The sequence below is a fragment of the Streptomyces sp. NPDC054866 genome (assembly GCF_053610745.1).
Genome location: NZ_JBSGZA010000001.1, coordinates 429,720 through 453,528 on the forward strand (window position 1 = coordinate 429,720; position 23,809 = coordinate 453,528).

Annotated in this window: 18 protein-coding genes and 1 pseudogene; 9 read left to right on the top strand and 10 right to left on the bottom strand. The window is 70.8% G+C overall.

From position 1 onward, the window contains the following. Positions 1-48 precede the first annotated feature (48 nt). Complete coding sequence (locus ACWGI2_RS01755; RefSeq protein ID WP_453693065.1) at positions 49-594, top strand: RDD family protein; 546 nt, start codon at positions 49-51, stop codon at positions 592-594. Positions 595-625: 31 nt separating this feature from the next. On the opposite strand, the gene ACWGI2_RS01760 is transcribed toward ACWGI2_RS01755, so the two are convergent. Next, positions 626-826 carry a ferredoxin gene (locus ACWGI2_RS01760; RefSeq protein WP_453693067.1) on the bottom strand — a complete coding sequence of 67 codons (201 nt, stop codon included), beginning with the start codon at positions 824-826 and terminating at the stop codon, positions 626-628. A 14-nt stretch (positions 827-840) separates the two neighbouring features. Continuing rightward, positions 841-2,085, bottom strand: a complete 1,245-nt coding sequence (locus tag ACWGI2_RS01765; protein ID WP_453693069.1) for a cytochrome P450 — start codon at positions 2,083-2,085, stop codon at positions 841-843. Positions 2,086-2,344: 259 nt separating this feature from the next. On the opposite strand from ACWGI2_RS01765, the gene ACWGI2_RS01770 reads away from it, so the two are divergent. Both ACWGI2_RS01770 and ACWGI2_RS01775 read left to right on the top strand, forming a co-directional pair. After that, complete coding sequence (locus ACWGI2_RS01770) at positions 2,345-3,196, top strand: radical SAM protein (protein WP_453694622.1); 852 nt, start codon at positions 2,345-2,347, stop codon at positions 3,194-3,196. A gap of 10 nt (positions 3,197-3,206) precedes the next feature. After that, on the top strand, positions 3,207-3,617 hold the full coding sequence (locus ACWGI2_RS01775; protein ID WP_453693071.1) for a nucleotide triphosphate diphosphatase NUDT15: 411 nt from the start codon (positions 3,207-3,209) through the stop codon (positions 3,615-3,617). Here the strand turns inward: ACWGI2_RS01775 and ACWGI2_RS01780 are convergent. The 3 genes from ACWGI2_RS01780 to ACWGI2_RS01790 form a co-directional block, all read right to left on the bottom strand. Then, entirely contained in the window at positions 3,589-5,289 is a 1,701-nt protein-coding gene (locus tag ACWGI2_RS01780; RefSeq protein WP_453693073.1) for a hypothetical protein, read from the bottom strand. The two genes, ACWGI2_RS01775 and ACWGI2_RS01780, sit on opposite strands and share 29 nt — an antisense overlap. Before the next feature lie 43 nt (positions 5,290-5,332). Continuing rightward, positions 5,333-6,103, bottom strand: a complete 771-nt coding sequence (locus tag ACWGI2_RS01785) for a S1 family peptidase (protein ID WP_453394094.1) — start codon at positions 6,101-6,103, stop codon at positions 5,333-5,335. Between the two features lie 129 nt (positions 6,104-6,232). After that, on the bottom strand, positions 6,233-6,802 hold the full coding sequence (locus ACWGI2_RS01790) for a hypothetical protein (RefSeq protein WP_453693075.1): 570 nt from the start codon (positions 6,800-6,802) through the stop codon (positions 6,233-6,235). Positions 6,803-7,000: 198 nt separating this feature from the next. Between ACWGI2_RS01790 and ACWGI2_RS01795 the strand changes: the two genes are divergently transcribed. Continuing rightward, positions 7,001-7,843 carry a dienelactone hydrolase family protein gene (locus tag ACWGI2_RS01795; RefSeq protein WP_453693077.1) on the top strand — a complete coding sequence of 281 codons (843 nt, stop codon included), beginning with the start codon at positions 7,001-7,003 and terminating at the stop codon, positions 7,841-7,843. Here the strand turns inward: ACWGI2_RS01795 and ACWGI2_RS01800 are convergent. After that, on the bottom strand, positions 7,813-8,838 hold the full coding sequence (locus ACWGI2_RS01800; RefSeq protein WP_453693079.1) for an AraC family transcriptional regulator: 1,026 nt from the start codon (positions 8,836-8,838) through the stop codon (positions 7,813-7,815). The genes ACWGI2_RS01795 and ACWGI2_RS01800 overlap by 31 nt on opposite strands. A gap of 69 nt (positions 8,839-8,907) precedes the next feature. On the opposite strand from ACWGI2_RS01800, the gene ACWGI2_RS01805 reads away from it, so the two are divergent. From ACWGI2_RS01805 to ACWGI2_RS01815, 3 genes are all read left to right on the top strand, one after another. Next, positions 8,908-10,518, top strand: a complete 1,611-nt coding sequence (locus ACWGI2_RS01805; RefSeq protein WP_453693081.1) for a flavin-containing monooxygenase — start codon at positions 8,908-8,910, stop codon at positions 10,516-10,518. Positions 10,519-10,745: 227 nt separating this feature from the next. Further along, complete coding sequence (gene rsgA / locus ACWGI2_RS01810; RefSeq protein WP_453693083.1) at positions 10,746-11,861, top strand: ribosome small subunit-dependent GTPase A; 1,116 nt, start codon at positions 10,746-10,748, stop codon at positions 11,859-11,861. 1,324 nt (positions 11,862-13,185) lie between these two features. Continuing rightward, the gene (locus ACWGI2_RS01815) at positions 13,186-14,538 is read left to right on the top strand and encodes an AlkA N-terminal domain-containing protein (RefSeq protein ID WP_453694623.1); all 1,353 of its coding nucleotides are present in this window, start codon (positions 13,186-13,188) and stop codon (positions 14,536-14,538) included. A 230-nt stretch (positions 14,539-14,768) separates the two neighbouring features. Here the strand turns inward: ACWGI2_RS01815 and ACWGI2_RS01820 are convergent, their stop codons facing one another. The 4 genes and pseudogenes from ACWGI2_RS01820 to ACWGI2_RS01835 all read right to left on the bottom strand — a co-directional run bounded on the left by ACWGI2_RS01820 (position 14,769) and on the right by ACWGI2_RS01835 (position 18,207). After that, entirely contained in the window at positions 14,769-15,137 is a 369-nt protein-coding gene (locus ACWGI2_RS01820) for a PPOX class F420-dependent oxidoreductase (protein ID WP_453693084.1), read from the bottom strand. A gap of 9 nt (positions 15,138-15,146) precedes the next feature. After that, a pseudogene (locus ACWGI2_RS01825) lies at positions 15,147-16,226 on the bottom strand (glycosyl hydrolase family 95 catalytic domain-containing protein); the annotation flags it as partial. 459 nt (positions 16,227-16,685) lie between these two features. After that, positions 16,686-17,168, bottom strand: coding sequence for a DUF456 domain-containing protein (locus ACWGI2_RS01830; protein WP_453693086.1), 483 nt, complete (start codon positions 17,166-17,168; stop codon positions 16,686-16,688). Positions 17,169-17,223: 55 nt separating this feature from the next. After that, a complete protein-coding gene (locus ACWGI2_RS01835; RefSeq protein WP_160507889.1) occupies positions 17,224-18,207 on the bottom strand; it encodes a helix-turn-helix transcriptional regulator in 984 nt (327 codons plus the stop codon). A gap of 235 nt (positions 18,208-18,442) precedes the next feature. On the opposite strand from ACWGI2_RS01835, the gene ACWGI2_RS01840 reads away from it, so the two are divergent. Continuing rightward, complete coding sequence (locus ACWGI2_RS01840; RefSeq protein ID WP_453693088.1) at positions 18,443-22,207, top strand: S8 family peptidase; 3,765 nt, start codon at positions 18,443-18,445, stop codon at positions 22,205-22,207. A 129-nt stretch (positions 22,208-22,336) separates the two neighbouring features. Beyond that, complete coding sequence (locus ACWGI2_RS01845; RefSeq protein ID WP_453693090.1) at positions 22,337-23,800, top strand: protein phosphatase 2C domain-containing protein; 1,464 nt, start codon at positions 22,337-22,339, stop codon at positions 23,798-23,800. Positions 23,801-23,809 lie beyond the last annotated feature (9 nt).

Consider the following 23,809-nt stretch of genomic DNA (forward strand, 5'->3'; position numbering starts at 1 on the left):
TGGGCAGGCACTTGGAGCGTTGTCGCAGGTGTGAGGCATGATGCCGCCATGAGTGATCCACGGGGGCAGTACCAGTACCAGCAATACGCTCAGCCGCAGGCGCCTTACGGCGTGCAGATGCCACCCACGCGGCACCCCGGTCGGCTGCCGCGACGTGCCGGGGACGCGCGCCGCTTCTTGGCCGTGATCGTCGACCTGGCCGTCGCCCTGTACGGCGCGCTGGGGATCGCCGGCCTGACCCCGGAGTCCAGCCCGTGGTGGACTCTGTACGCCCTCGTACCGGCGGTGTCCTTCACCAACCAGTGCGTCCTGACGCTGCTGTTCCGCGGCAGTGTGGGGAAGCTGTTGTTCGGCGTCCGCGTGATGCGCGCCGCCGACGGGGGCCGCCCCGGGCCGGTCCGCGCCGTGCACCGCTGGCTCGCCGGTCTGTGCTGGCTGCCGCTGCAGCCGTGGTACTGGCTGCGGGAGAACTTCGGCGGCAGCACGGACAACTCGGTGCGCAAGAGCTGGACGGGCGAGCTCTACGACACGGATATCGCCGGGCTCCGCTCCGTACGCCGCAAGGACCTCGCCGCCTGGCAGCGGGGCCACTGAGCCGGTCCCGGCCCGGGGGCGGCCCGCCCAGTCAGGAGTCGTCGACGGTGACCGCCCGCACCGGGCAGGCCCGCACGGCCTCGCGCACCAGGGGGTCGCCGCCGCCGTCATCGCGGCCGGGGAGCACCTCGCTGAAGCCGTCGTCGTCCTGGGTGAAAACGCCCGGGGCGGTGAGCGCGCACATCCCCGCGCCCACACACCGCTCCTTGTCCACATGGACCTTCACGCTCATCCTCCGCCCATCTCCTACCAGGTGACGGGGAGTTCGAGCATCCCCTGGATCGTGTCGCCCGGCTTGAAGGGAATCTCCCGTGCGGGCACCGCGAGGCGAAGCTCCGGCATCCGGTCGAAGAGCGACCGCAGGGCGATCTCGATCTCGGCGCGGGCGAGGTTCTGGCCGAGGCACTGGTGAACGCCGTATCCGAAGGCGAGATGGTGGCGGTCGGCACGGTGGAAGTCCAGTTCCTCCGGCGTCTCGTAGGCCGTGCCGTCGCGGTTGATGAGGGAGGTGGAAAAGATGACGCCGTCGTCCGCACGGATGGTGCTTCCCGCGATGTCGATGTCCTCCTTCGCCACCCGCAGCAGGCCGTCCGCGATGGACAGGAAACGCAGCAACTCCTCGACGGCAGCGGGCATCAGCGCCCCGTCGTCTCGCAGTTCGGCGCGCAGTTCGGCGAGCTGCTCGGGGTGCTGAAGGAGCGTGAACGTCCCCAGGGAGATCATGTTCGCCGTGGTCTCGTGCCCGGCGACCAGCAGGATCGTCGCCAGGCTGACCAGTTCCTCGCGTTCGAGCGCACCCTCGGAGAGCTGCCGGTGGATCAGTTCGTCGAGCATCCCGTCGCCCGGCTCACGCCGTTTCCGCTCGATCAACGCGTGGAAGTAGGCGTCCAGTTCGTCCCGCGCCCGCTCCGTGTCCTCGGCGTGGGGGCCGCGCAGCAGGCGGCGCGACTGCTCCTCGAAGAACTCGTGGTCGGCGTAGGGCACGCCGAGCAGGGCGCAGATCACCATGGACGGAACCGGCAGCGCGAACGCGCCGACCAGCTCGGCGGGCGGCCCCTGTGCCTCCATGGCGTCCAGGAGCCGGTCGACCGTTTCCTGGATCCGGGGCCGCAGCGCGGCGATCCGCCTGACCGAGAAGCTGGGGATCAGCATGCGGCGCTGAGTGTTGTGCAGGGGGTCGTCGACGCCGAGCAGGGCGACTCGCCGGTTGCGTACCTTCGCGAAGCGTTCGGTCGGCGCGGGGAACGCCTCGTTCTCGCGGTCGGTGGAAAGACGTGGGTCGACGAGCAGGTCACGGGCGGTTCCCTGCCCGGTGACGACCCAGACGGAGCGTCCGTCGAAAAGGCGGACCCGGGAGAGCGGCCGGGCGTCGCGGAGCGGCTCGTACGACTCCGGCGGGTGGTAGGGGCAGGTGCGGTCCTGCGGGAAGGCGATGGGTTCGCGGGCGACCGGTTCGGGCGCGATGGGTTCGGTCGCGAGTGATTCCGTCATGGACTTACCTCACAAGCGGAGGGGTTCCTCTTACCTCTTCCATTGGATGCCTGGGGCATCTAGTTGGTCCACGACAAGACAAGCCAGAAAACGCCCGTTACGGTGCGTGAATCTGGCCAGAATCGCTCCCTCCGCTCAGGGTGCGCTTGTTGGGGGTGCCCTGAGGGCAGGTGTTCGGTGTGCGACGCTTAGGGGTTTGGCGAAAACAGGCCCCAGGTATCGCTAAGGTCCCCCCATGCTCATCCCCGCCTTCGTCGATATGCGACCCATTGGGCGATGTAACCTCGACTGTCCCTTTTGCTTCGGTCCGCGGCACGAGGTCCCCTCCATGCCCAGGAACACCGCACTGCGGGTCGCGTCCGCGCTGAAGGACGGGGGCGTGCGTGGCGTCGTCATCTCCGGGGGTGAGCCGACCTTGCTCTCCTATCTCGCGGAACTCGCGCGGACACTGCGCGAACCCCAGGCGGACGGTCGCTCGGCGAAAGTGGTCCTGAGCACCAACGGCCTCGCGCCTCTGCGCGCGATGCAGCGCGTGCTGCCCCACCTCTCCTGGATCGCACTGCCTCTGGAGTCCGCGGACGCGGCGGAGCATCGCGCGCTGCGCACCGGGGTCGCGCCGCACCGCGAGAAGATGCTCGCGCTGCTCAAAGAGGTGCGCAAGAACCACCGGCACGTCGGGGTGAAGCTCGGCACCGTCGTCACCAGGCTGAACGTCGGGGGCGCGCCCGGCGTGCTGAACCTCATCGAGGACGCCTGTCTGCCCGACGTGTGGAAGGTCTACCAGATGTCGGAGACCAACTACGGGGCGGACAACAGGAGTTGGCTCTCACTGGGCGACGAAGAGTTCGAGGACGTGGTCCACCGGTGCGGGGAGGCCGCCCGCGAGCGCGGTGTGGCCCTGCGGGTGTACCGCAACCGCACCCGCACGGGCAGCTACTTCTTCATCGACCCGGACTGCGAGGTCGTCGTCATCGACGGGGGCGGCGAGCGGCGGATCGGTAACTTCTTCGACCGCCTCGCGGAGGGCCCCGCCGTGCGGCCCGCTCCGGTCGAGGGGGCCAGGAACGCCGAGAACTTCACCGGCACTTACACCCGGACCAGGAACGCATGAGGAGCCCGCGATGACGACACAAGTACGCGTAGGGGTCCAGGCGATCGTCCGCGCGGGCGGCCGCGTGCTGCTCGGCCTGCGAGCCAACACCTTCGGCGACGGCACCTGGGGCCTGCCCGGCGGCCATCTCGAAGTGGGCGAGTCCCTGGCCGGCGCCGCCTGCCGTGAGCTGGCGGAGGAGACGGGCCTGCGCGCGATCGGCACGCGCGTCGCGTGCGTCACCGATCCCGACCCGGCGGCCAATCACCACATGCAGGTCGGCGTGGAGATCCTCGACTTCACCGGCGAGCCGCGGGTCCTGGAGCCCGAGCGGTGCCTGCGCTGGGAGTTCTGGCACCTGGACGCACTGCCCGACCCGCTGTTCGTCGGCTCGGCCGGGGTGCTCCGCAGCATCAGGGGCGGGGCTCTCCATCTCCCTTGAACCGGTCGTCGGACTGGGCGCGCACAGCGTCCCGTAGCGCCGTCTTGTGCTGGTCCTCGCTCGCCTCGAACTGGTCCAGGGTGCTTGCCAGTTCCCACTGGATGTCGAACTCGGCCCGGCTGTCGGAGTAGTACCTGCTGTCCTTGTGGAACTCCACCTCGAGGACATTGAGCTTTCGGCGGGTCCTGCGTTCCGGATTGGACGTGATGTAAGGCTCGAAGAATCCGCGGTCCGTGGTGAGCAGGGTCGAGCCGGGGATGTCGATGTGCGTGAGCCGCAATTCGATACGGTCGTGATATGTGTCGCGCAGTGTGCGGTAGGCGTCTATCACGTGCAGGAAAGTCTTCGAGTAGTAGTCACTCGCCGCGATGATGTCCACGATGTTGTGGGAGTTGGGGCGCTCGGCCGTCGCGTCGTGCTTGGTGAAAATGCCGAGGTTGTTCCAGGGGCTGCTGATGATGGCGTAGAAGTAACTGCCCTGATTCAGGGCGTGAATGACCTGCGGATGGAACAGCTTCAGATCCTTCAGGAAGAACGACGCACCCGCGTGCGCGACCAGCCTGATCACATTGCGCTCGTGCCGCAGGGCGTCGCCCTTCGCTTTGTTGCGGGCGCTGTTCTCCTGGGGCGTGTAGACATGCTCGATGAGATAAGGGAGTTCGTCCGACGGTGCGGTGGCACCCCGCATGTCCGCGAGCGCCGCACGCAGGGCGAGCGTCTGGGAGTGGTCACGGCCCAGGGTCCGCGCCGCCGTCGCGGTGGCCGAGTCGAGCAGGGTCACGGCCTGATGCCTGCGCGTGGCGCAGAACGCCGTGCCGTCGGCCGCGTCGAACTCCGCCGTGGCAAGCGCCGCTTGGGCGACCAGCGTCTCCTGGTGATCGGCGCCGAGGAGCGCGGCCGCGCGTAAGTGGGCGATCTCCAACTCGCCCAACTCCGCCTCGATCCGCTCCTCGTCCTGCACCGCCTTGGCGGCCTGGAACTTCGCCTGGGCCAGCGCCGAGCGCGCCGCGACGGCCTTCGGATCGTCGTCGTCCTTGAAGCTCGTGAACCAGTCGACGGAGGCGGCGAAGTCGCCCAGCGTGCGGGTCAGTTCGGCGGTGTCCCGCCGGATCGAGGCCACTTCGACCCGCACCCAGTCGGCGGTGAGCCGCGCCTCCGGGTCGCCGCCGTAGTACCTGCCAAGGATGGTGACCGCCTTCTGCGCCCAGATCTTGGCGTCCTCCAGATGCCCGGCCCGCAGGCTCACCGCGCTCAAGTTGGCCAGTATCCGGGCCAGTTCGGGTGCGGCGGCGCGCTGCGCGCGGTTGAGGGCGTAGTTGAGGACCATGCGGGCCCGGTCGAGATCGTCGTGCTCCGCGAGCAGTGAGCCGAGTTCGTTCCAGGTGTCGGCCGCGAACAGCTCCTGGTCGGCTTCGGCCAGCTCCATGTGGCGCAGGGTCACCGCGGCGAGAGCGTGCGAGCGTTCCCTCATGTCGAGCGCGAGGAGCAGCTGCGCGAGATTGATGTGCTGGCGGGCGTGGGGCCGTAAGAGTGCGTAGGGCGCTTCCGGGTTGGTGAGGCGATCCACGTAACCCGCGAGCGATTCCTTCAGATCGGACCGGTCCGTACCGTGCGCCTCAAGGGCGTCCTCCGCAGTCGCCAGCGCCTCGCTGACGTTCGCGATCGTCGTCATGTCCCCTCCAGGAGACGGGCCGCAAGGGTGTGCGGCATGCTCGTCACGGCCGGGGCCGGTGCCAGCGCAGGTTCACATAGCTGGTCACGGCGGCCAGTCCGGCCGGCACCGTGCGGTCCTTGCGGGCCAGTGCTTCCGCCTCGTGGTCCTGGCGCACTTCGTAGATGCGTTCGGAGTCGGACAGCGGCTGTCGTGGTTCGTGGTGGAACTTGAAGGTGTCGAATCGGCGCACCGCCTCGTCGATCGTGCCGGCGAACAGCGTGTCCTCCGGAGCGTCCGTGGTGGCGGGCCGTGCGACGAGGAGCCCGAGGACGGCCGCGGGGCGGCCGCGATCGGGCTCACCGCGGTCGACGGGACTGCCGGCGAACTTCCGTACGTCGTCGCAGGAACCGTCGTGCCGCAGCCGGTGGCAGTTGACGGCCTGCTCGCCCGTGCTCTGGTAGATGACCGATACGTGGCTCACGGTTCCCCGCAGCCTGCCGTTGCCCGACGGCCTGCGGGCCGCCGTCCACACTTCTCCTTCGCGGGCGACATCGAAGTGGATGCCGGGGAGCGGAACCTTTTCGCCTTTCTGGAACACGATCTTCACGAGAGCCATGTCGGAGAGGAGATCGAATTGCTGGACCTCGCCCTCCAGGCGCCTGCCGTTCGGAAGCCGCAGGAGAAGCGGTCGCATGCGCTTCTCTTTGTCATCTCCCAGGCAGTGCGCGGCAGTCAGGGCGAAGTGCCTGGTGAGGCGCACACCGGAACCGATGCGATCGTTGTTCCGGAATATCTGGATCAAGTGCTTCTGGTGCGGCTCGTGATGCGTCATGGGTTCGTTCCCCCGTCCGATCCCAGGAGAGAGCAACTGCCCTGCGGAGGCCGGCCGCTCTTGCGCCGTGAATATGCAATGGTAGCCACGATCGGTTCCAGGACGGCAGCTACCGCACAAGAAACCTTCTCAGGGCCTGAGTTGAGGAGATCCCTCCGTGTCCGGGCGCCGGAAAGGGCGCCACTTCCACCAAGGTCTTCTTTGTTTCCGCCTTCCGTGCACCTCCTCGCGCAGGATGCCCAGGAGCAGATGGTCGGAATCCTCTGATTCCTTGACGCGCTCGGTGAATTCCCGCCACAGCGGGTCCGTTTGACTCACCCGGGGATTGGTCCCCTCCTGGTTGTCCCAGTCGTGCCACGCGTCGATCCACGCCCGCATCGCCTGGAAGGCGGCCCAGTGCGCGTCGAGGACGGGAGTCGTGGCGTATATCTCCAGCCGGGCCGCGAGGACATGGACGTCGCTCACCGCCGCACCGGTGCCGTCCGGCCAGTCTCCCGTGTCCGACAACTGCGCGCGCAGGGCGCCGACCCGGTGCACGGCGATCATGGCTTCCTCGTAGACATCCATGCACCGCGACCACACGCGGTTCTCGCGCTCGCGCCTGTCCGTGGCGTGCTGGGTGAGCCAGGCGCCGGAGAAGGACGCGACGGCGCCCAGGGTCATGCCGGTGATCGCCGCTTCGGCCGGGTTGAGTCCCACCCCGCCAGCATGAGGGGTCGGCCGCGACGGCGCGGCGCGGTTGCGGCCGGATCTTCTACTGGAGGGTAGGCCCGTACGGTTGGGGAGGGTAGGCCCGCACGGCACCCTTGTTGTACGTTCCGTCCAACAAGCCTCGGCCGCGAGATCCTTTACGCGTCAACTCCGGTCGGCAGAAGTCGAGTTGGAGGACGATCAGCAGTGGCCGACCATGACCTGACGGGATTCACGCGGAGCCGGTTCACGCACGAGGGCACCACCCGCAAGGTCCTGCGGCGCGGCGAAGGCCCCGCCGTCATCGTGATCGCGGAGATACCGGGCATCACGCCCAAGGTCCTCGCGTTCGCCGAGAAAGTGGCCGCCATCGGATGCACCGCCGTGCTCCCCGTCCTCTTCGGGACCCCGGGCAGGGACGCCCATCCCCGGGCCCACGGCTCGCTGAAGTCGGGTCTCTACACGGCGTCGTCCATGCTGAAGGTGTGCGTGAGCCGGGAGTTCACCCTGCTCGCCACCGGCCGCAGCTCGCGCGTCGTGACCTGGCTGCGCGCCCTGGCCGCACACGAGCACAAGCGCTGCGGCGGCCCCGGCGTGGGAGCCGTCGGCATGTGCCTCACCGGTGGCTTCGCCCTGGCGATGGCCACGGACGACCGGCTGCTCGCCCCGGTCCTCTCCCAGCCCTCGCTCCCGCTGGCCGTCAACGCCCGCCGTGCGGGCACCATCGACATCTCGGACGAGGAACTCGCCGTCGTCAAGGGCCGCTGCGAGCGGGACGGGCTGCGGGTCCTCGGGACGCGGTTCAGCGGCGACCGGCTGGTCCCCGGCGACCGGTTCGCCTTCCTGCGCCGCAGGCTCGGCGACGCCTTCACCGCCGTCGAACTCGATGACAGCGACGCGAGCCCCGAGGGCGTCCTGCCGCCGCACTCCGTCCTGACCGAGCACCTCATCGACGAACCGGGCCAGCCGACGAGGGCCGCGCTCGACGAGGTCCTCGACCTCTTCCGTACGCGGCTGCTTCAGGAGACCGGCGGCCCGGCGGCCCCGTAGCCGCGCGCCCGCACCGCTCGGGGCGTCGCGCCCCACCAGCGGCGGCAGCAGCGGTTCAGGGCCGACTGCTCGGAGAGGCCGAGGAGCAGGGCGACCTGGCCCAGGGGGAGGGCGGTGCCGGTGAGGTAGCGGTGTGCCGCCTCGCGCCGTTCCTCGTCGACGACCTCGGCGAACGTCGTGCCCGCGGCGCGCAACCGGCGTTGCAGGGTCCGCGGATGGACGTTCAGAAGGTGCGCGACCGTGCCGATGCCGGGCGGCGATGTGCCGAGCGAACGCCCGACGACGGCGCGCACACCGGTGACGATGTCCGAACGCTCGCTGGGCAGTTGCTCGTCGAGGTAGGCGAGGGCCAGGCGGCGCAGATGCGCGTTGCCGCCGTCGAGCGGCCGGTCGGCCAGGCTGAGGGGGACACGCAGCAGCGCCGCCGGGCGGTCCGCCTTCACTGGTACGCCGAAGAAGTCCTCGTACACCGAGAGCGGAGCCAGCAGTGGATGCGGCAGCTCGACCGAGCCGAGGCCGTACGGACCGACCAGGTAGACGATCGCCCGGTGCATGAACCCCAGGGAGAGGTCGATGCCCTGCGGCGGTGCCGCCACCCCCTCGCGCACGCCGTAGCGCAGGGCGGCCACCCCGGGAGTTCCGTACGGGTCAGGCTCCAGGCTCAGGCTCAGCGAACGCGCGTGGACGAACAGATAGCGCGTCGTGCACTCCAGGGCGTCCCCGAGCGTGGCGGAGTTCTGGATGGCGAGAGCGAGGGCGCCGAGCATGCCCAAGTCCTGCCGGGCCGCGATGCGCAGGCCGAGATCAGGACAGCCGAGATCCCCGGCGGCCAGCTCCAGTACCGTGGCCATCGCCTCCTCGGGCACCAGGAGGTCGTCCCCGTCGAGAGCGCCCGCGGGAACACCCGCCTGCCGCGCGTACGCCTCGGCGTCGCCGCCGAGCTCCGCCACCGTGGCGCGGAAACCACGCAGCCCCGCCGATCTGATCACGGACATGTCGTCCAGGGTCAAAGATCTGTCGTCCCGGGTCAATTCCTGCCGCGTGTGCTTCCGGACACTGAAGGAATGACGTACTCCGCAGACTCAAGGACCGAGGGCCCGGAAGGCGCCGCTGGGCCCGGCGCCGCCGAGCCCGGCATCCCGGCCGAGCACATCGATGTCGTGATCGTGGGCGCCGGTCTCTCCGGCGTCGGCGCCGCCTACCGGCTGCAGACCGAGTGCCCCGAGCGTTCGTACGCGATCATCGAGGCGCGGCAGTCCATGGGCGGGACGTGGGACCTGTTCCGCTACCCGGGTGTGCGCTCGGACTCCGACATGTTCACCCTCGGCTACGCCTTCAAGCCCTGGCGCGACTCGAAGGTGCTCGCCGACGGCCGGTCCATCCTGAGCTACATCAAGGAGACGGCGGCGGAGTTCGGCATCGACCGCCGGATCCGCTACGGGACCAAGGTCGTCGGCGCCGACTGGTCCACCGCCACGGCACGCTGGACGGTGACCCTTGAGCGCACCGACCAGGACGGCAGCCGCACCCTGACCACCGTCACCTGCGACTTCCTGTACTCCTGCGCGGGCTACTACAACTACGACCAGGGCCACGCCCCCGAGTTCGCGGGCGTCGACTCCTTCACCGGCACGGTCGTGCACCCCCAGTTCTGGCCCGAGGACCTGGACCACGCGGGCAAGCGCGTGGTCGTCATCGGCAGCGGCGCCACCGCCGTCACGCTGGTGCCCGCGATGGCGCAGAGCGCCGCGCACGTCACCATGCTGCAGCGCAGCCCGACCTGGATCGGCTCGCTGCCCTCGCGCGACAGGCTGGCCGACGGCATCCGCGCCGTACTGCCCCCGCGCGTCGCCCACCGCGTCGTGCGGACGAAGAACATCCTCTTCACCATCGGCCTCTACCAGTTCTGCCGCCGCAGCCCGAAGGCCGCGCGGAAGCTGCTCACCGGCCTCAACAAGCGCATCGTCAAGGACGACCAGCTGGTCGCCGACCACCTCACGCCGTCCTACGACCCCTGGGACCAGCGGCTGTGCGCGGTGCCCGACGCCGACCTCTTCGAGGCACTGAAGGCGGGTGACGCCGAGATCGTCACCGACCACATCGACCGCTTCGTCCCCGAGGGCGTCCGGCTCAGGTCCGGCCGCGTCCTGGAGGCCGACGTCGTCGTGACCGCCACCGGACTCCAACTCCTCGCCTTCGGCGGCATCACCCCGCGCGTCGACGGCCAACAGGTGCGACTGGACAAGCAGTTCGTGTGGCGCGGCGCGATGATGACGGGCGTACCGAACTTCGCCGTGTGCATCGGCTACACCAACGCGTCCTGGACGCTGCGCGCCGACCTCACCTCCCGGCTCGTGTGCAAGGTGCTCAACCACATGCGCGAGAACGACTACGCGGCGGTGGAGCCGAGGCCGACGAGCACCCTCAGCGAACGCCCGCTGCTCGACCTCGCCTCCGGATACGTCCAGCGCTCCATCGACGCCTTCCCCCGGCAGGGCGACCGCGGCCCCTGGAAGGTCCGGCAGAACTACGTGCTCGACGCCGCGTCGACGATGCGGACCAACTTGCGCAAGACGCTCGCGCCCACGCCGCTGTCCGCCGTGCGCCGGGCCCGCGCGGCGGCCGCCGACCGGCCCGCTCCCGCCGGGCGGGAAAAGAGCTGGCGCTCCGCCTGAGCCCGAAGCTAGGGTTCCTTCTGTTCGTCCGGCGGCCGGCTTCCGGCTGGCTGCCGGCGCCGGTTGAGTGTGATCCAGGAGGTGTGACCGATGGCTGTCGTTGAGATGGGCGCTGCCCGCATCGAGAAGTCCGTTCATTCCACCTCCGTGGCCACCGGCTGACCTTCCTCTTCTTCCACGCGCCAGTGCGCGCGTGCGCCGGGGCCACCCTTGTGAAGGGTCACCCCTTGTCTTCCTCTGCGACCCCGCAGTCTTCCGCTCCGTCCTCGCACCCCCTCGCCCCCTACGGCTGGGACGAGGACTGGGAAGCCGAGTTCACCCCGTACGCGGCGCAGGGTCTGCTGCCCGGCCGTGTCCTGCGCGTCGACCGCGGCCAGTGCGACCTCGCCACCCCCGTCGGCACGGTCCGTGCCGACACCGAGTTCGTCGTGCCCCGCGACCCGATGAAGGTCGTATGCACGGGGGACTGGGCAGCCGTCGACCCCGAGGGCGGCGATCCGCGCTACGTCCGTACGCTGCTGCCGCGCCGCACGGCCTTCGTGCGCTCCACTTCCTCGAAACGGTCCGAGGGGCAGATCCTCGCGGCCAACGTCGACCACGCGATCATCGCGGTCTCGCTCGCCGTCGAGCTCGACCTCGGCCGGATCGAACGGTTCCTCGCCCTGGCCTGGGAGTCCGGGGCCCATCCGCTGGTCGTCCTCACCAAGGCCGACCTGGTCCCGGACGCCACGGGCCTGTCCTACCTGGTCGAGGACGTCGAGACGTCGGCCCCCGGCGTCCAGGTGCTCCCGGTCAGCGCCACGACCGGGGAAGGCGTCGACATCCTGTGCGCCGTCGTCGCCGGGGGCACGTCCGTCCTGCTCGGCCAGTCCGGAGCGGGCAAGTCGACGCTGGCCAACGCGCTGGTCGGCGAGGACGTCATGCACGTCAACGCCGCCCGTGACGTGGACGGCAAGGGCCGCCACACCACGACGACCCGCAACCTCCTCGTGCTCCCCGCCGGTGGCGTCCTCATCGATACGCCGGGACTGCGGGGCGTCGGCCTCTTCGACGCGGGGACGGGCGTCGGCCAGGTCTTCGCCGAGATCGAGGAACTGGCGGCCGACTGCCGCTTCCACGACTGCGCCCACACCGCCGAGCCCGGCTGTGCGGTACTCGCGGCAGTGGAGGACGGCACGCTCCCGCCCCGCCGCCTCGACAGCTACCGCAAGCTGATCCGAGAGAACCAACGCATCGTCGCCAAGACGGACGCAAAGCTCCGGGCGGACATGCGCCGCATGTGGAAACTGCGGGGGGCGGAGGGGAAGGCGGCGATGGAGGCCAAGCGGGGCCGCATCCGCTAAGGGGGGAGCGGCGCGGTGCGGGATGCTTCGGGCGCTCCCGCACCGCGCGTCCCGCGCGTACTCATGTGCCGGAGCGGCTCAGGACGGCGAAGATCGCGCCCTGCCACGGGCGGCCCTGCCCCGAGCGAGGACCTTTCGCGGTCCGTCACCTGGCCGCTGTGAGCAGCCGCAGCACCGGCCCGCTGCCTGCCGCGTGCCGAGCGACGTCCTTGGGGGACGGCGGGGTACGGGGTGCTTCGCGGACACCCTTGCCCCGCGAAGACCGAGGCCCCGCGAGCACGCGACACCGCGGGACCCCGGCCCTTCTGGCGCCCTGCTCCCGCTCCCGCTCTTGTGCCGGAGCTGCTCGTGGCGGTGAACTTCGTGCTCGTGTCAGGGGTGATCTCGGCCCGGCTCAGGGTCCCGCGCGTCTCGTCACCTGGCCGGGGGCGGCGCCTTGCCACCCCCAACGCTGCTCCTGTGCCGGAGCGGCTCGTGGCGGTGAAGATCGCGCCCTGCCACGGGCGGCCCTGCCCCGAGCGAGGACCTTTCGCGGTCCGTCACCTGGCCGCTGTGAGCAGCCGCAGCACCGGCCGCTGCCTGCCGCGTGCCGAGCGACGTCCTTGGGGGACGGCGGGGTGCAGGGTGCTTCGCGGGCACCCTTGCCCCGCGAAGACCGAGGCCTCGCGAGCACGCGGCACCGCGGAACCCCGGCGCTTCTGGCGCCCTGCTCCCGCTCCCGCTCTTGCACCGGAGCGGCTCGCGGCGGTGAACTTCGGGCTCGCGTCAGGGGTGATCTCGGCCCGGCTCAGGGTCCCGCGCGTCTCGTCACCTGGCCGGGGGCGGCGCCTTGCCACCCCCAACGCTGCTCCTGTGCCGGAGCGGCTCGTGGCGGTGAAGATCGCGCCCTGCCACGGGCGGCCCTGCCCCGAGCGAGGACCTTTCGCGGTCCGTCACCTGGCCGCTGTGAGCAGCGGCAGCACCGGCCGCTGCCTGCCGTGTGCCGAGCGACGTCCTTGGGGGACGGCGGGTGCGGGGTGCTTCGCGGGCACCCTTGCCCCGCGAAGACCGAGGCCTCGCGAGCACGCGGCACCGCGGAACCCCGGCCCTTCTGGCGCCCTGCTCCCGCTCCCGCTCTTGTGCCGGAGCAGCTCGTGGCGGTGAACTTCGGGCTCGCGTCAGGGGTGATCTCGGCCCGGCCGAGGGTTCCGCGCGACCTGGCACCTGGCCCGGGGCGCGGCAGCCGCCGCGACGCCCGCGTTCCGGGCGGCGTCCTGCCGCCCCCAACGCGGTGTCCGAATTCCGCCAGCCGAAGTGCTCTCGACGTCGCACACTAGAAGGCGTGATCGATGAAGAGACCAGGTACGAGGCGGTTCGCAGCCGCGATGCTCGCTTCGACGGGGAGTTCTTCTTCGCCGTCGAGACCACCGGCATCTACTGCCGGCCCAGCTGCCCCGCCGTCACCCCGAAGCGTCAGAACGTCCGCTACTACACCACCGCGGCCGCAGCCCAGGGCTCCGGATTCCGGGCCTGCCGACGCTGCCGCCCGGACGCCGTGCCGGGGTCCGCGGAGTGGAACGTACGCGCGGACGTCGTAGGGCGCGCCATGCGCATGATCGGTGACGGTGTCGTCGACCGCGAGGGCGTCTCCGGGCTCGCCGTGCGGCTCGGCTACAGCTCCCGGCAGGTCCAGCGGCAGCTCACCGCCGAGCTGGGTGCCGGGCCCGTCGCCCTGGCCCGGGCCCAACGGGCGCACACCGCACGGGTGTTGCTGCAGACCACGGCTCTGCCGATCACGGAGATCGCGTTCGCATCGGGGTTTGCCAGCGTGCGCCAGTTCAACGACACGATCCGGGCCGTGTACGCCCTGACGCCCACCGCGCTGCGGGCCGCCGCGCCGCGTGGCGGAGGTGCGGGGCGGGCGACCCCGGCCGCCGGGGTTCCGCTGCGGCTCGCCTACCGGGGGGCCTACCAGGCCGGCGCCGTCTTCGACCTCCTCTCCGAGGAGGCCGTCGCCGGGGTCGAGCAGGTCAGCGGGGAGCGGGGTGGGCGGACGTACCGGCGTACGTTGCGGCTGCCGTACGGCACGGGGATCGTGGCCGTCGAGGAGAGTGACCACGGGGTCGGTGGGTGGCTGGACGCCAGACTCCATCTGACGGACCTCCGTGACCTCACGACCGCCGTGCAGCGGTTGCGCCGTCTCTTCGACCTCGACGCGGATCCGTACGCCGTGGACGAGCGGCTCGGCGCGGACGCGCGGCTGGCTCCGCTGGTCGCGGCGCGGCCCGGCCTCCGGTCGCCGGGCGCGGCCGACCCCGAGGAGTTCGCGGTGCGGGTGCTTGTGGGGCGGGCGGAGGCTTCCCTGCTGGTGGAGCGGTACGGGAAGGCGCTGGACGCGCCGTGCGGGACGCTCACCCATGTGTTCCCCGAGCCGGGGGCGCTTGCCGGGGAGCCGGGGGCCTTGGGGGAGTTGGCTGCTGCGTTGGCTGATGGGCGGGTGCGGCTGGATGCGGGGGCGGATCGGGAGGACGCGGAGGCCGGGCTGTTGGCTTTGGAGGGGGTGGATGCGGGGGTCGTGGCGGTTGTCCGGATGCGGGCGCTGGGGGATCCGGATGTGGGGTTGCCGGGGGTGGGTGTGTCTGAGGGGTGGCGGCCGTGGCGGTCGTATGGGGTACGGCACTTGCTGGCGGCGGGGTAGGGATTTTTCCCCAACCCCGCCCCTTCCCGAAAACCCGCTCGGCGCGGGGGCCTCTCGGGGGCCTTGGTTGCCGTCAATCACCGGCTTCGCCGAGTTCGTCCTCAAACGCCGGACGGGCTAGAGATAGCCCGGCCGGCGTTTGAGGCCATCTTGTCGGGGCCCGGGGCGCAGGCACGCCACGCGGCGGAGCCGCAAATGTCACAGTCGGGAAGGGGCGGGGTTGGGGAAAACTACTCCTCCAAGCCCCAGCTATGGATCCGCCGAGGATGAATCCGAATCAGCTCCTCACTGAAGTGAGGGCCCAACTCATGCGGCCCCGTGAGGAGTTCGGCGTCCCCCCGGATATCGACGCCCCGCACCTTCCACGGCCGCTCACTCACAATGTCGTCGACGACCAACGACACCTTCGGATTCGTCTGCAGATTTCTCCACTTCTTGGTGGTGCCCAGCGCGTACCCCCCGATCAGGATCGTCCCGTCGTCCTGCGGGAAGAACCCGACAGGGTTCGCCTGCGGCTGCCCCGTCGCGTCGACACTGGCCATCCGGCCCAGACGCTGGGACTTGAGGTACGCCCGCTCGGCCTCGCTGAATTCGGTCATGGCGCGAGCCTAAGCCGCGGGCAAGCCCCAGCGCGGCGCCTCCTCGTTCGGCTCGACCGGCGCGATCCGCAGATCGGGCCGGTCACCCTTGGCGGTGATCAGCGCGGACTCGCCCCGCCCGAGGGCGATCCTGACGGTGCCGCCCCCCTCACCCTCGTACGGCAGAGACCGCCCCCGCCCGTCCCGCACCTCGACCGCCCCCGCGATGCCATGCCGCACGACACACGGCGCCCCCGCCTCGCTCACGACCCGCACCCACCGGGTCACCCCGCCCTCCCGTACCGCGCTGAGCAGGAACGCCCCCTGCGTACGGAAGTTGTGCACCGTGAGGTCAGCCCACGCCGGCGGCAGCGCGGGGAAGACGCTGATGACGTCGCCCCAGGACTGGCAGACCATGTCGTGCAGGGACTGCGCGGCGGAGAGCGGGGTCTCGATGACCGGGCCCGACTCCTTGTACATGGTGTTGGGCTGGATGAACCTGCTCATAAGCTGGCCCAGGTACTTCAGCGCGTCCTCGCCCTTGCCGAGCAGCGCGGACATCGAAGCGGCGCCCGTGAATGTGTAGCCCTGGAGGGCTCCCTCGAAGCCCACCCAGTGCGCCAACGACCTCTCGATCAGGGCGCGTTCCTCCGCCGTGCGGCCCGTCACCTCGTACAGCGGGTACACCGCGAGCATGTGGGAGTAGTGGCGGTGCGACTTCGCGAAGGGGATGTCCGCGCCGATCATGTAGCCGTTCGCGTCGGTCGGATACGCGGTCAGCCTGCCGACGACCTCCCTCCAGCGCGGCGCCAAATCATCGTCCATTCCCAGGAGTTCGAACACCTCCAGCAGTGTTCGGCAGCCCCACTTCAGCAGCATCAAGTCGTAGTTGCAGTCGCGCGAATTGCCCCCGTACTCGGGGGAGTAGGTCGCCGGCAGGTGCAGCTTGCCGTCCGCGCCCGGCTCCAGGAAGTGCAGGTAGTAGTTGACCGCCTTTCGCAGCAGCGGGAAGAGAACGTCCCGCAGGATCGACTCGTCCATGGTGTGGCGGTAGCTCAGCCAGACGTTGTGCAGCGCCCAAGTGAGGTTTCCGACCTCGGGAGATGGGGGTCCCCCCTGCTCCTTAAGAGCTTGGGGGAGGTCTTGCACCTCGGAGTGCTGAACGTTGAAGCGCAGTGCCGTGGTCGCGCCGCCCGGCTGCGTGCTCGGTTCCGCGTAGATCCCCGAGCCGAGGAAACCGTTGCCGAGGAATGGGCCCTCGTACCAGGTCTTCGGGAGCTTCTGCCAGACCAGATCGGCGTCGTCGAGGACAGTGCGCCAGGGGTCACCCGGCGTGCTCACCTCCGTCGCCTGCCGGGGCGCCGCGGTGGCCTGCGCGGGCAGGCCACCGGCCATCAGCGCGCCGCCGACCGCTGATCCGGTGGCTAGCACGGTTCTTCTGGACGGTTCTGGCATCGCGTCTCCCAAGGTATGCGTCGCGAGTCATCGGAGCTTTACCTCGCTGCTCGTCAATGAGTCGGGATAGATCCGATGGCGGTTTACCTACATGAACAGGTGCTGTGTATGTACTCAGCCCCAGATCACAGCCCCCACCCACGCCCCCGCAATCAGCAAGCACGCGAACAACTCGGTCAGCACACTCCACCCGCCCGCCCGCATGGCCGTTCTCGTCGCCGTCGCCGCCTCCCCGTGGCCGCCGAGCCGCAGCCGCTCGCCCAGGTAGATCCCTCCGATGAACCCCGGCAGCGACCCGATCACCGGCAGCACGCAGAACCCGACCAGGGCCCCGGCCCCCGCGTACACGGCCGTCCGGCGTGTGGCACCGCTCTGCCGGAAGCGGCGCGGGGGCAGCAGCCATCGGATGCCCTGTGCGACGAGGAGCACCACGGACGCGCCGACCAGGACCCACCAGGCGACCGGCTCCGGGTCCTTCAGCGCCCACCACAGAACCGCGGCCCACACCAGCCACGGCCCCGGCACGCCGGGCACAAGCACTCCGCAGAGTCCGAGCAGCAGTACCACTCCGACCAGCAGGAGTTCCCAGGCTCCCATCTGTCAAGCGTGCCGGAAACGGGAGAAAACCGCAGGTCGCACAAGCGGCGGGGGCCTACCGCGCCACCCAGCCCCGCTCGTACGCGTGCCAGCCCAGCTGCAGCCGTGTCGTCACGCCCGTCAGCTCCATCAGGCGCTTGACCCGGCGCTGCACCGTCCGAAGGCCCAGGTCGAGCTGTTTGGCGACGCTCGCGTCCGTCAGGCCCGCGAGCAGCAGCGAAAGGATCTCCAGGTCCGCGCCGTCCGGGCCCTCGGGGGCGTCCTCGGTGACCGAGTGGCCGCCCTCGCCGAGCCGCAGCGGCAGCGCGTCCCGCCATACAGCCTCGAAGAGCCCCGTCAGGGATTCGAGCAGGCCGCTCGCGTGCACCACGAGCGCGGCGGGCTCCGCCCTGCGCGAGGTCAGCGGCACCATCGCGAGTGATCCGTCGGCGATCACCAGCTTCGTCGGGACGCGGTCCACGACGCGCACCTGTTCGTTGCGGCCGATCGCCGTCGACAGTTCGATGAGGCCGGTGGGCAGGGCGAGGACGGAGCGTTCGACCACCACGCGATAGGTGACGCCACGGCCCGCCGCCTGCTCCTCCGCGTCGTTCTCCATGCCGGTCACGGCCACCGGGTTGCCGGTCACCAGGGCGCACACCTCGTGGCTCGCGCCCAGCTGGAGCTGGAGGAAGCGCTGCGAGACCGCGCCCGCGCCGGTGACCACCTCGACCAGGTCGTGCACCGTGGGCTCGGCCGCCTGCGCGCGGTACTCCTCGGCAAGGAGCTTCGCGGCGAGCTCGGCCTTCTCCAGTTCGTGCCGCTGCTGGGTCAGGAGCGCGCCGAGTGCGACGCCGGGCGGGGCCGCCACCCACCGGCCCGCCTTGCCGGACGCCTGAGCCGCGAGGCCGTGCAGCTCCAGGCGGCGCAGGGCGCGCACCGTATCCGGTTCGCCCAGCGAGAGCCGCCGCGCGAGATCGGGCACGTCGGCGGCGCCCACCGCCACCAGCGCGCGGTACGCCGACTCGTGCAGCTCGTCCAGACCTATCGCAGCCAGCATGCGGTGACGTCCCTCCCCAAGGCTCCGTTCCGACGGCGCCCTGGCGGAAAACAGCCACGGCGTAAACCCGCCCCAGGACATCATCCCCGCACCCCCCGCCTCTCTGCCAAGGTGACGCCACCGCAGCACCAACGGCAGCCGGGATTAGGGCCTTTGGGCCCCTTTTGGCTGTGGTTCCGCATGCCCTTCAACCACATGCCCGTCAGTCACATGCCCATCAACCCTGGGGAGAGCGATGCGCCCGATATCGCGTACGGCCTTGGGGGCGGCGTCCGCCGCCGTCCTCGCCGTCACCGCGGCCGTCCCGTCCGTGGCCGAGCCACGCGCGGGCACGGCGGACACGAGTCCGCTGGTGGGGAGCGTGGGGAGCGCGGCACGCGGCGGGGGCAGCTCCGTCGTCACCCTCGTCACCGGCGACCGCATCCTCGTCACGACCGACGGCAAGAAGCGCGCGGGCGCGAGTGCGCTGCCCGGCGCGGACGGGACAGTGCCCCTCGTCCAGACCAGACAGTCCGGCAAGGACCTGTACGTCTACCCAGAGGGCGCCGTCCACGCGATCGCCACCGGCAAGGTCGACGAGGAACTCTTCAACGTCACCGGCCTCGTCCGGCAGGGCTACGACGACGCGCACGCCAAGCAGCTCCCACTGATCGCCGTGTACGACAGGTCCGTCGACGTCACGCGCGCGGTCCCCGCCACTCCGCGCGGCGCCGAGCGCGGACTCGTCCTCGAACCCGTCGACGGTGTGGCCCTGAAGGCCGACAAGAAGAAGGCCGCGGACTTCTGGGCGGACATCACGTCCCCCAAGTCCCGTTCCGCGTCCGACCTGAAGAAGCTCTGGCTCGACGCCAAGGTCGAGGCCACCCTCGACAGGTCGACGAAGCAGGTGCACGCCCCCGAGGCCTGGGCCGCGGGCTACGACGGCAAGGGCACCAAGGTCGCCGTGCTCGACACCGGAGCCGACGCCGAACACCCCGACCTCAAGGGCCGGATCGGCGCGCGCAAGAACTTCACCGACTCGCCGGACGACGAGGACCGCCAGGGCCACGGCACCCACACCACCTCCACCGTCGGCGGCACCGGCGCGGCGAGCGACGGCAAGAAGAAGGGCGTCGCCCCCGGCACCGAGCTGCTGCACGGCAAGGTCCTCAACGACAGTGGCTCCGGAGCCACTTCGTGGATCATCGCGGGCATGCAGTGGGCCGTCGACGAGAAGGCCGACGTCGTCTCCATGAGCCTCGGCAACCCGGCGAGGACCGACTGCACCGACCCCATGAGCGCGGCCACGGAGGAGCTCGCGCAGTCGAGCAAGGACACGCTCTTCGTCCTCGCGGCAGGCAACACCGGGCCGAGCCTCAACTCCGTGTCCTCGCCCGGCTGCGCGCCCAGCGTCCTGACCGTCGGCGCCGTCGACCGCGACGACTCGACGGCCTCCTTCTCCAGCAGGGGACCCGCGTACGGCTCGCACACCCTCAAGCCGGAGATCGCCGCACCCGGAGTCGACCTCTCCGCGGCTGCGGCGGGCGGCAGGGGTATCTACGCCTACCAGTCCATGAGCGGTACGTCGATGGCGACCCCGCACGTCGCGGGCGCCGCCGCCCTGGTCAAGCAGCGCCACCCGGAGTGGAGCGCCCAGCAGATCAAGTCGGCCCTCGTCTCGTCGGCGGACAGCGGCATCCCGGGCGACGTGACCGAGACGGGAGGCGGGCGGCTCGACGTGAAGGCCGCCGTCGACCAGAAGGTGCTCGGCTCGCCCGCGGTGCAGGGCGGCAGCTTCGGCTGGCCCCAGGACAACTCCGACCGCACCACGGTCGACGTCCCGTACACCAACACCACGGACAAGGCAGTGGAGTTGAAGCTGTCGGTGCAGGGCGTGACCGGCAACGACGGCTCGGCCGTGCGGTCGGGCATCGCCAGGCTCGGCGAGCGCTCCGTGAGGATTCCCGCCGGGGCCACGGTCGAGGTCCCGCTGAAGCTCGACCCCGGCGCGGACCTCAAGCGGGCGCAGTACGGCGACGTGACCGGCCGCGTCCTGGCGAAGGCCGGCGGGGGTGTCGCGGTCTCCACACCCTTCTCCCTCTACGTGCAGCCGGAGACCGTCAGTCTCCGCGTGAAGCTCGTCGACCGCGCGGGGAAGCCCGCCGACGGCCCGTCGTCCGTCGACCTCATCGGCACCGACGACGCCACGGGTGAGCGCCGCTTCAACGAGGGCGCGAACGACCAGACGTACCAAGTGCGGCCCGGTGCCTACTTCTTGACCGGCTTCATCGCGACGCCTGACGCGGACGGCGGGACCCTGACCGACTCCCTCACACACATCGCCCGGCCCCAGGTCGAGGTGAAGAAGGACATGACCGTCACGCTCGACGCCCGCGAGGCGCACCGCCTCACCGTCAGGACGGACAAGGAGTCCGAAGTGCGCGGCGCCACCCTCGGGTTCGCCCGCACCTGGGGCGCCGACAACTGGCTGCACGCGGGCACCGCGGCAGGACCGCGCACCATCCGCGGCTTCTACCAGTCCGTAGAGGGCAAGGCGACCGACGGCACCTTCGAGTCCAGCACCTACTGGCGGGCAGCGGCGCCCCTGATCTCCGAACTGGCCGTCGTGGGCGGTAAGTCGCTGCACCCCGTGACCGCGTCGACCGGCTCGGCCAATCTCGACGGCACGGGCAGCGCGGCACTCGTCGACGCCAAGTCCGGTACGCCCGCGGAGCTGGAGGCCGCAGGAGTCAAGGGCAAGATCGCCCTCGTCAAGGTCCCGGACAGCGGCAGCGCGACCGGCGTGGCGGCGAACGCGAAGGCGGCGGGAGCGGTCGCCGTCATCGCCCACCGCACGGCCCCCGGCCGCTGGTACCCCTCGGTCGGTTTCGTCGGCTCCCCGCTGCCGGTACTCGGCATCCAGACGGGAGAGGCGACCGCACTCCTCGCCCAACTGGCCGACACGCCCGTCGAGTTGAAGTGGGAGGGAACGGCGAAGAGCCCCTACGTCTACAACCTCGCCTTCCCCGAGACCGGCCAGATCCGCGACGACCGCACCTACCGGGTGCGGGACAAGGACCTCGCCGCGAACGAGGCGACGTACCGCGCGATGGGCACGGCCACGGACTACGTGGACCTGCCGTCCGCCGTCCGCCCCTCGGGCCTTGAGGTGTACTTCGCCGACATCGCGTCGGTCCCGGCCCCCGGCAAGCGCACCGAGTACTACTCGGCCGGCACGACCGGCTGGGGCCACCAGGTCTCCAGCAGCTTCCCGTTCGGCGAGTTCATGATCGACCCGGTGCGGACGTACGAGAAGGGGGAGCGGCGCGCCGAGAAGTGGTACGACGGGGTCCTCGCGCCCGCGGCGCCGCGTGACGCCCAGGGCAGGCAGGCGCTCGCGGCCGAACGGCAGGGCAATCTGATCGGGGTCGCGCCCGGATTCTGGGACGACGGTGAACACGCCGGAGTCCAGGGCAGCTTCGGCGACATCGGCGGCCTGGAGCTGAAGCGGGACGGCGAGGTCGTGGGGGAGTCGGGCTGGCCGTTCGGGGTGTTCGCGGTCCCGGCCGACGACTCGGCGTACGAACTCACCCTCCACACGCACAAGATCGGCTCGAAGGTCTGGAAGCGGTCCACGAACACGCAGACCACCTGGGCGTTCCGCTCGCACCTCGACGAGGAGGTCCACTCGCAGGGGATCCCGATGCTGTTCCCGCGCTACGCGCTGCCGCAGGACGGCATGAAGACGATCGCGGCAAAGGACGGTCAGAAGATTGGGATCACGGCGACTGGGCACTCGGGCTACAAGCCAGGGGCGCTCAAGTCGGCGGCCCTGTCCTACTCGTACGACGAGGGCAAGACCTGGACCGAAGCCGAGACGTCCGCGTCCGGCGGGAAGTGGACCGCGGCCGTCGATCACGCCGGCGCCTCGGGCAAGCAGGTCTGGCTCAGGACCGAACTGACGGATGCGAACGGAAGTTCCGTCACTCAGACGGTGGCCCGCGCCTACGACGTGCGATAAACACACAGACACCGCCGGGCGGTCCTCCCGTGGGGGGTGGGTCCGCCCGGCGGCCCTCATCACTCTTCCGGTGGCCGGAATTTCCGGATGCACCGTTTTCGTACGCCCTTTGCGGTGGACAATAGGGGCATGAGCCAGCAGGGGGAGAGGCACGACGGAGCCTCCGGCCAGGAGGACGACTGGTGGGGTCAGCTCTACGACGACTCCGCTCATGACACGGGACCGGCCGAGGCGGCCGACACTCTCGACGACAGGTTCGCATCGGCGGTTTCTGCAGCGGCGGGCGAGGGCGTGGCTGAACCCGCACCAAGCGAACCGTTCACTCCACGCGAGCCGGAAGCGTCACGCGAGCCGGTAGCGCCACCCGAGCCGGAAGCGTCACGCGAACCCCCACTCGCCGCCCCCTGGGAGCCCCCGGCCGCCGCGCCCACGGGACCGGTCACTTTCCCGGCCGGACGAGCGAAGTCTTCCGGCGACCCGAGCCGCACCACCGCCGTCCCCGCGCCCCGCCCGCCCGAGGAGTCCCCGGCCCCGGCGCCGCGGGCGCAGGACCCGGCGGCTCCGCAGGCACCCGCGCCCGCGCAACCGCAGCCGTCCGTGGCGGCAGCACCCGTGGACTCCGTCTCGTACGTCGGCGACGGCCCGCCCACCTACGACGCCGAGCCCACCGTCCTGCCCGCCGCCGACCCCGACGACCTGGGCGATCTGGTCGCCGACACCGTGCTCGACGGAGCCCGTTACGGCAACTCCACCCTGCGCGCCGTCTCCGTGCGTGGAGACTCCGCGCGCTATCGGGGCGAGCCGCGCCGCGACTCGCTGCTCACCGCGCGGTTCGGGACCGGGGAAGGCGCCCTCGTCCTGGTGGCCATGGCCACCGGCGCGCGGGCCACGCCCGGCGCCCACCGCGCCGCCGCCGAGGCCTGCGCCTGGATCGGGCGCGCCGTGGGCCGCAGCCACCAGCGGCTCTCCGAGGACATCCGGGCCGCGCGGCGCGGTGACCTCAAGAGCGGCCTGCACCGGCTCACGGACCGCAGCCTCGGCAAGCTTCGCGCCCACGCGGTCGACCTCGGCATCGAGCCCGAGGAGTACGCCGCATCGCTGCGCTGCCTCCTCCTGCCGGCCGACCCCGAATGCCGCACCCGCGTCTTCTTCGGCGTCGGCGGCGGCGGACTCTTCCGGCTCAGGGACGGCGCATGGCAGGACATCGAGCCGCAGGTCAGCGACTCCGCCGGTGATGCCGGGCCGCCTGTCGTCGGATTCGGTTCCGTGCCGTCGGAGACCCCCGAGGGCGACCGGCTCACCATGGACATGGGGATCATCACGCCCCCGAGTCCGTACGAGCCCGCACCCGAGCCCCCGCCCCGGGAACCCTTCCGCTTCCGGGCCTCCGTAGCCCGCCCGGGTGATGCCCTGATGCTCTGCAGCGGCGGCCTCGCCGAGCCCCTGCGCGGCGAGCCCGAGCTCGCCACCCACCTCACGCAGCGGTGGGCGAAGAGCGGTCCACCGGGCCTGGCGACCTTCCTCGCGGACATCCAGGTCAGGGTCAAGGGCTATGCCGACGACCGGACGGCGGCCGCCGTCTGGGAGGCGTGAGCGGCCTCG

What these genes read in the sequence shown, in the direction of transcription:
- ACWGI2_RS01755 (WP_453693065.1), top strand. Translation starts at nt 49, where the DNA reads ATGAGTGATCCACGGGGGCAGTACCAGTACCAGCAATACGCTCAGCCG.
- ACWGI2_RS01760 (WP_453693067.1), bottom strand. Translation starts at nt 826, where the DNA reads ATGAGCGTGAAGGTCCATGTGGACAAGGAGCGGTGTGTGGGCGCGGGG.
- ACWGI2_RS01765 (WP_453693069.1), bottom strand. Translation starts at nt 2,085, where the DNA reads ATGACGGAATCACTCGCGACCGAACCCATCGCGCCCGAACCGGTCGCC.
- ACWGI2_RS01770 (WP_453694622.1), top strand. Translation starts at nt 2,345, where the DNA reads ATGCGACCCATTGGGCGATGTAACCTCGACTGTCCCTTTTGCTTCGGT.
- ACWGI2_RS01775 (WP_453693071.1), top strand. Translation starts at nt 3,207, where the DNA reads ATGACGACACAAGTACGCGTAGGGGTCCAGGCGATCGTCCGCGCGGGC.
- ACWGI2_RS01780 (WP_453693073.1), bottom strand. Translation starts at nt 5,289, where the DNA reads ATGACGACGATCGCGAACGTCAGCGAGGCGCTGGCGACTGCGGAGGAC.
- ACWGI2_RS01785 (WP_453394094.1), bottom strand. Translation starts at nt 6,103, where the DNA reads ATGACGCATCACGAGCCGCACCAGAAGCACTTGATCCAGATATTCCGG.
- ACWGI2_RS01800 (WP_453693079.1), bottom strand. Translation starts at nt 8,838, where the DNA reads ATGTCCGTGATCAGATCGGCGGGGCTGCGTGGTTTCCGCGCCACGGTG.
- ACWGI2_RS01805 (WP_453693081.1), top strand. Translation starts at nt 8,908, where the DNA reads ATGACGTACTCCGCAGACTCAAGGACCGAGGGCCCGGAAGGCGCCGCT.
- ACWGI2_RS01820 (WP_453693084.1), bottom strand. Translation starts at nt 15,137, where the DNA reads ATGACCGAATTCAGCGAGGCCGAGCGGGCGTACCTCAAGTCCCAGCGT.
- ACWGI2_RS01830 (WP_453693086.1), bottom strand. Translation starts at nt 17,168, where the DNA reads ATGGGAGCCTGGGAACTCCTGCTGGTCGGAGTGGTACTGCTGCTCGGA.
- ACWGI2_RS01835 (WP_160507889.1), bottom strand. Translation starts at nt 18,207, where the DNA reads ATGCTGGCTGCGATAGGTCTGGACGAGCTGCACGAGTCGGCGTACCGC.
- ACWGI2_RS01840 (WP_453693088.1), top strand. Translation starts at nt 18,443, where the DNA reads ATGCGCCCGATATCGCGTACGGCCTTGGGGGCGGCGTCCGCCGCCGTC.
- ACWGI2_RS01845 (WP_453693090.1), top strand. Translation starts at nt 22,337, where the DNA reads ATGAGCCAGCAGGGGGAGAGGCACGACGGAGCCTCCGGCCAGGAGGAC.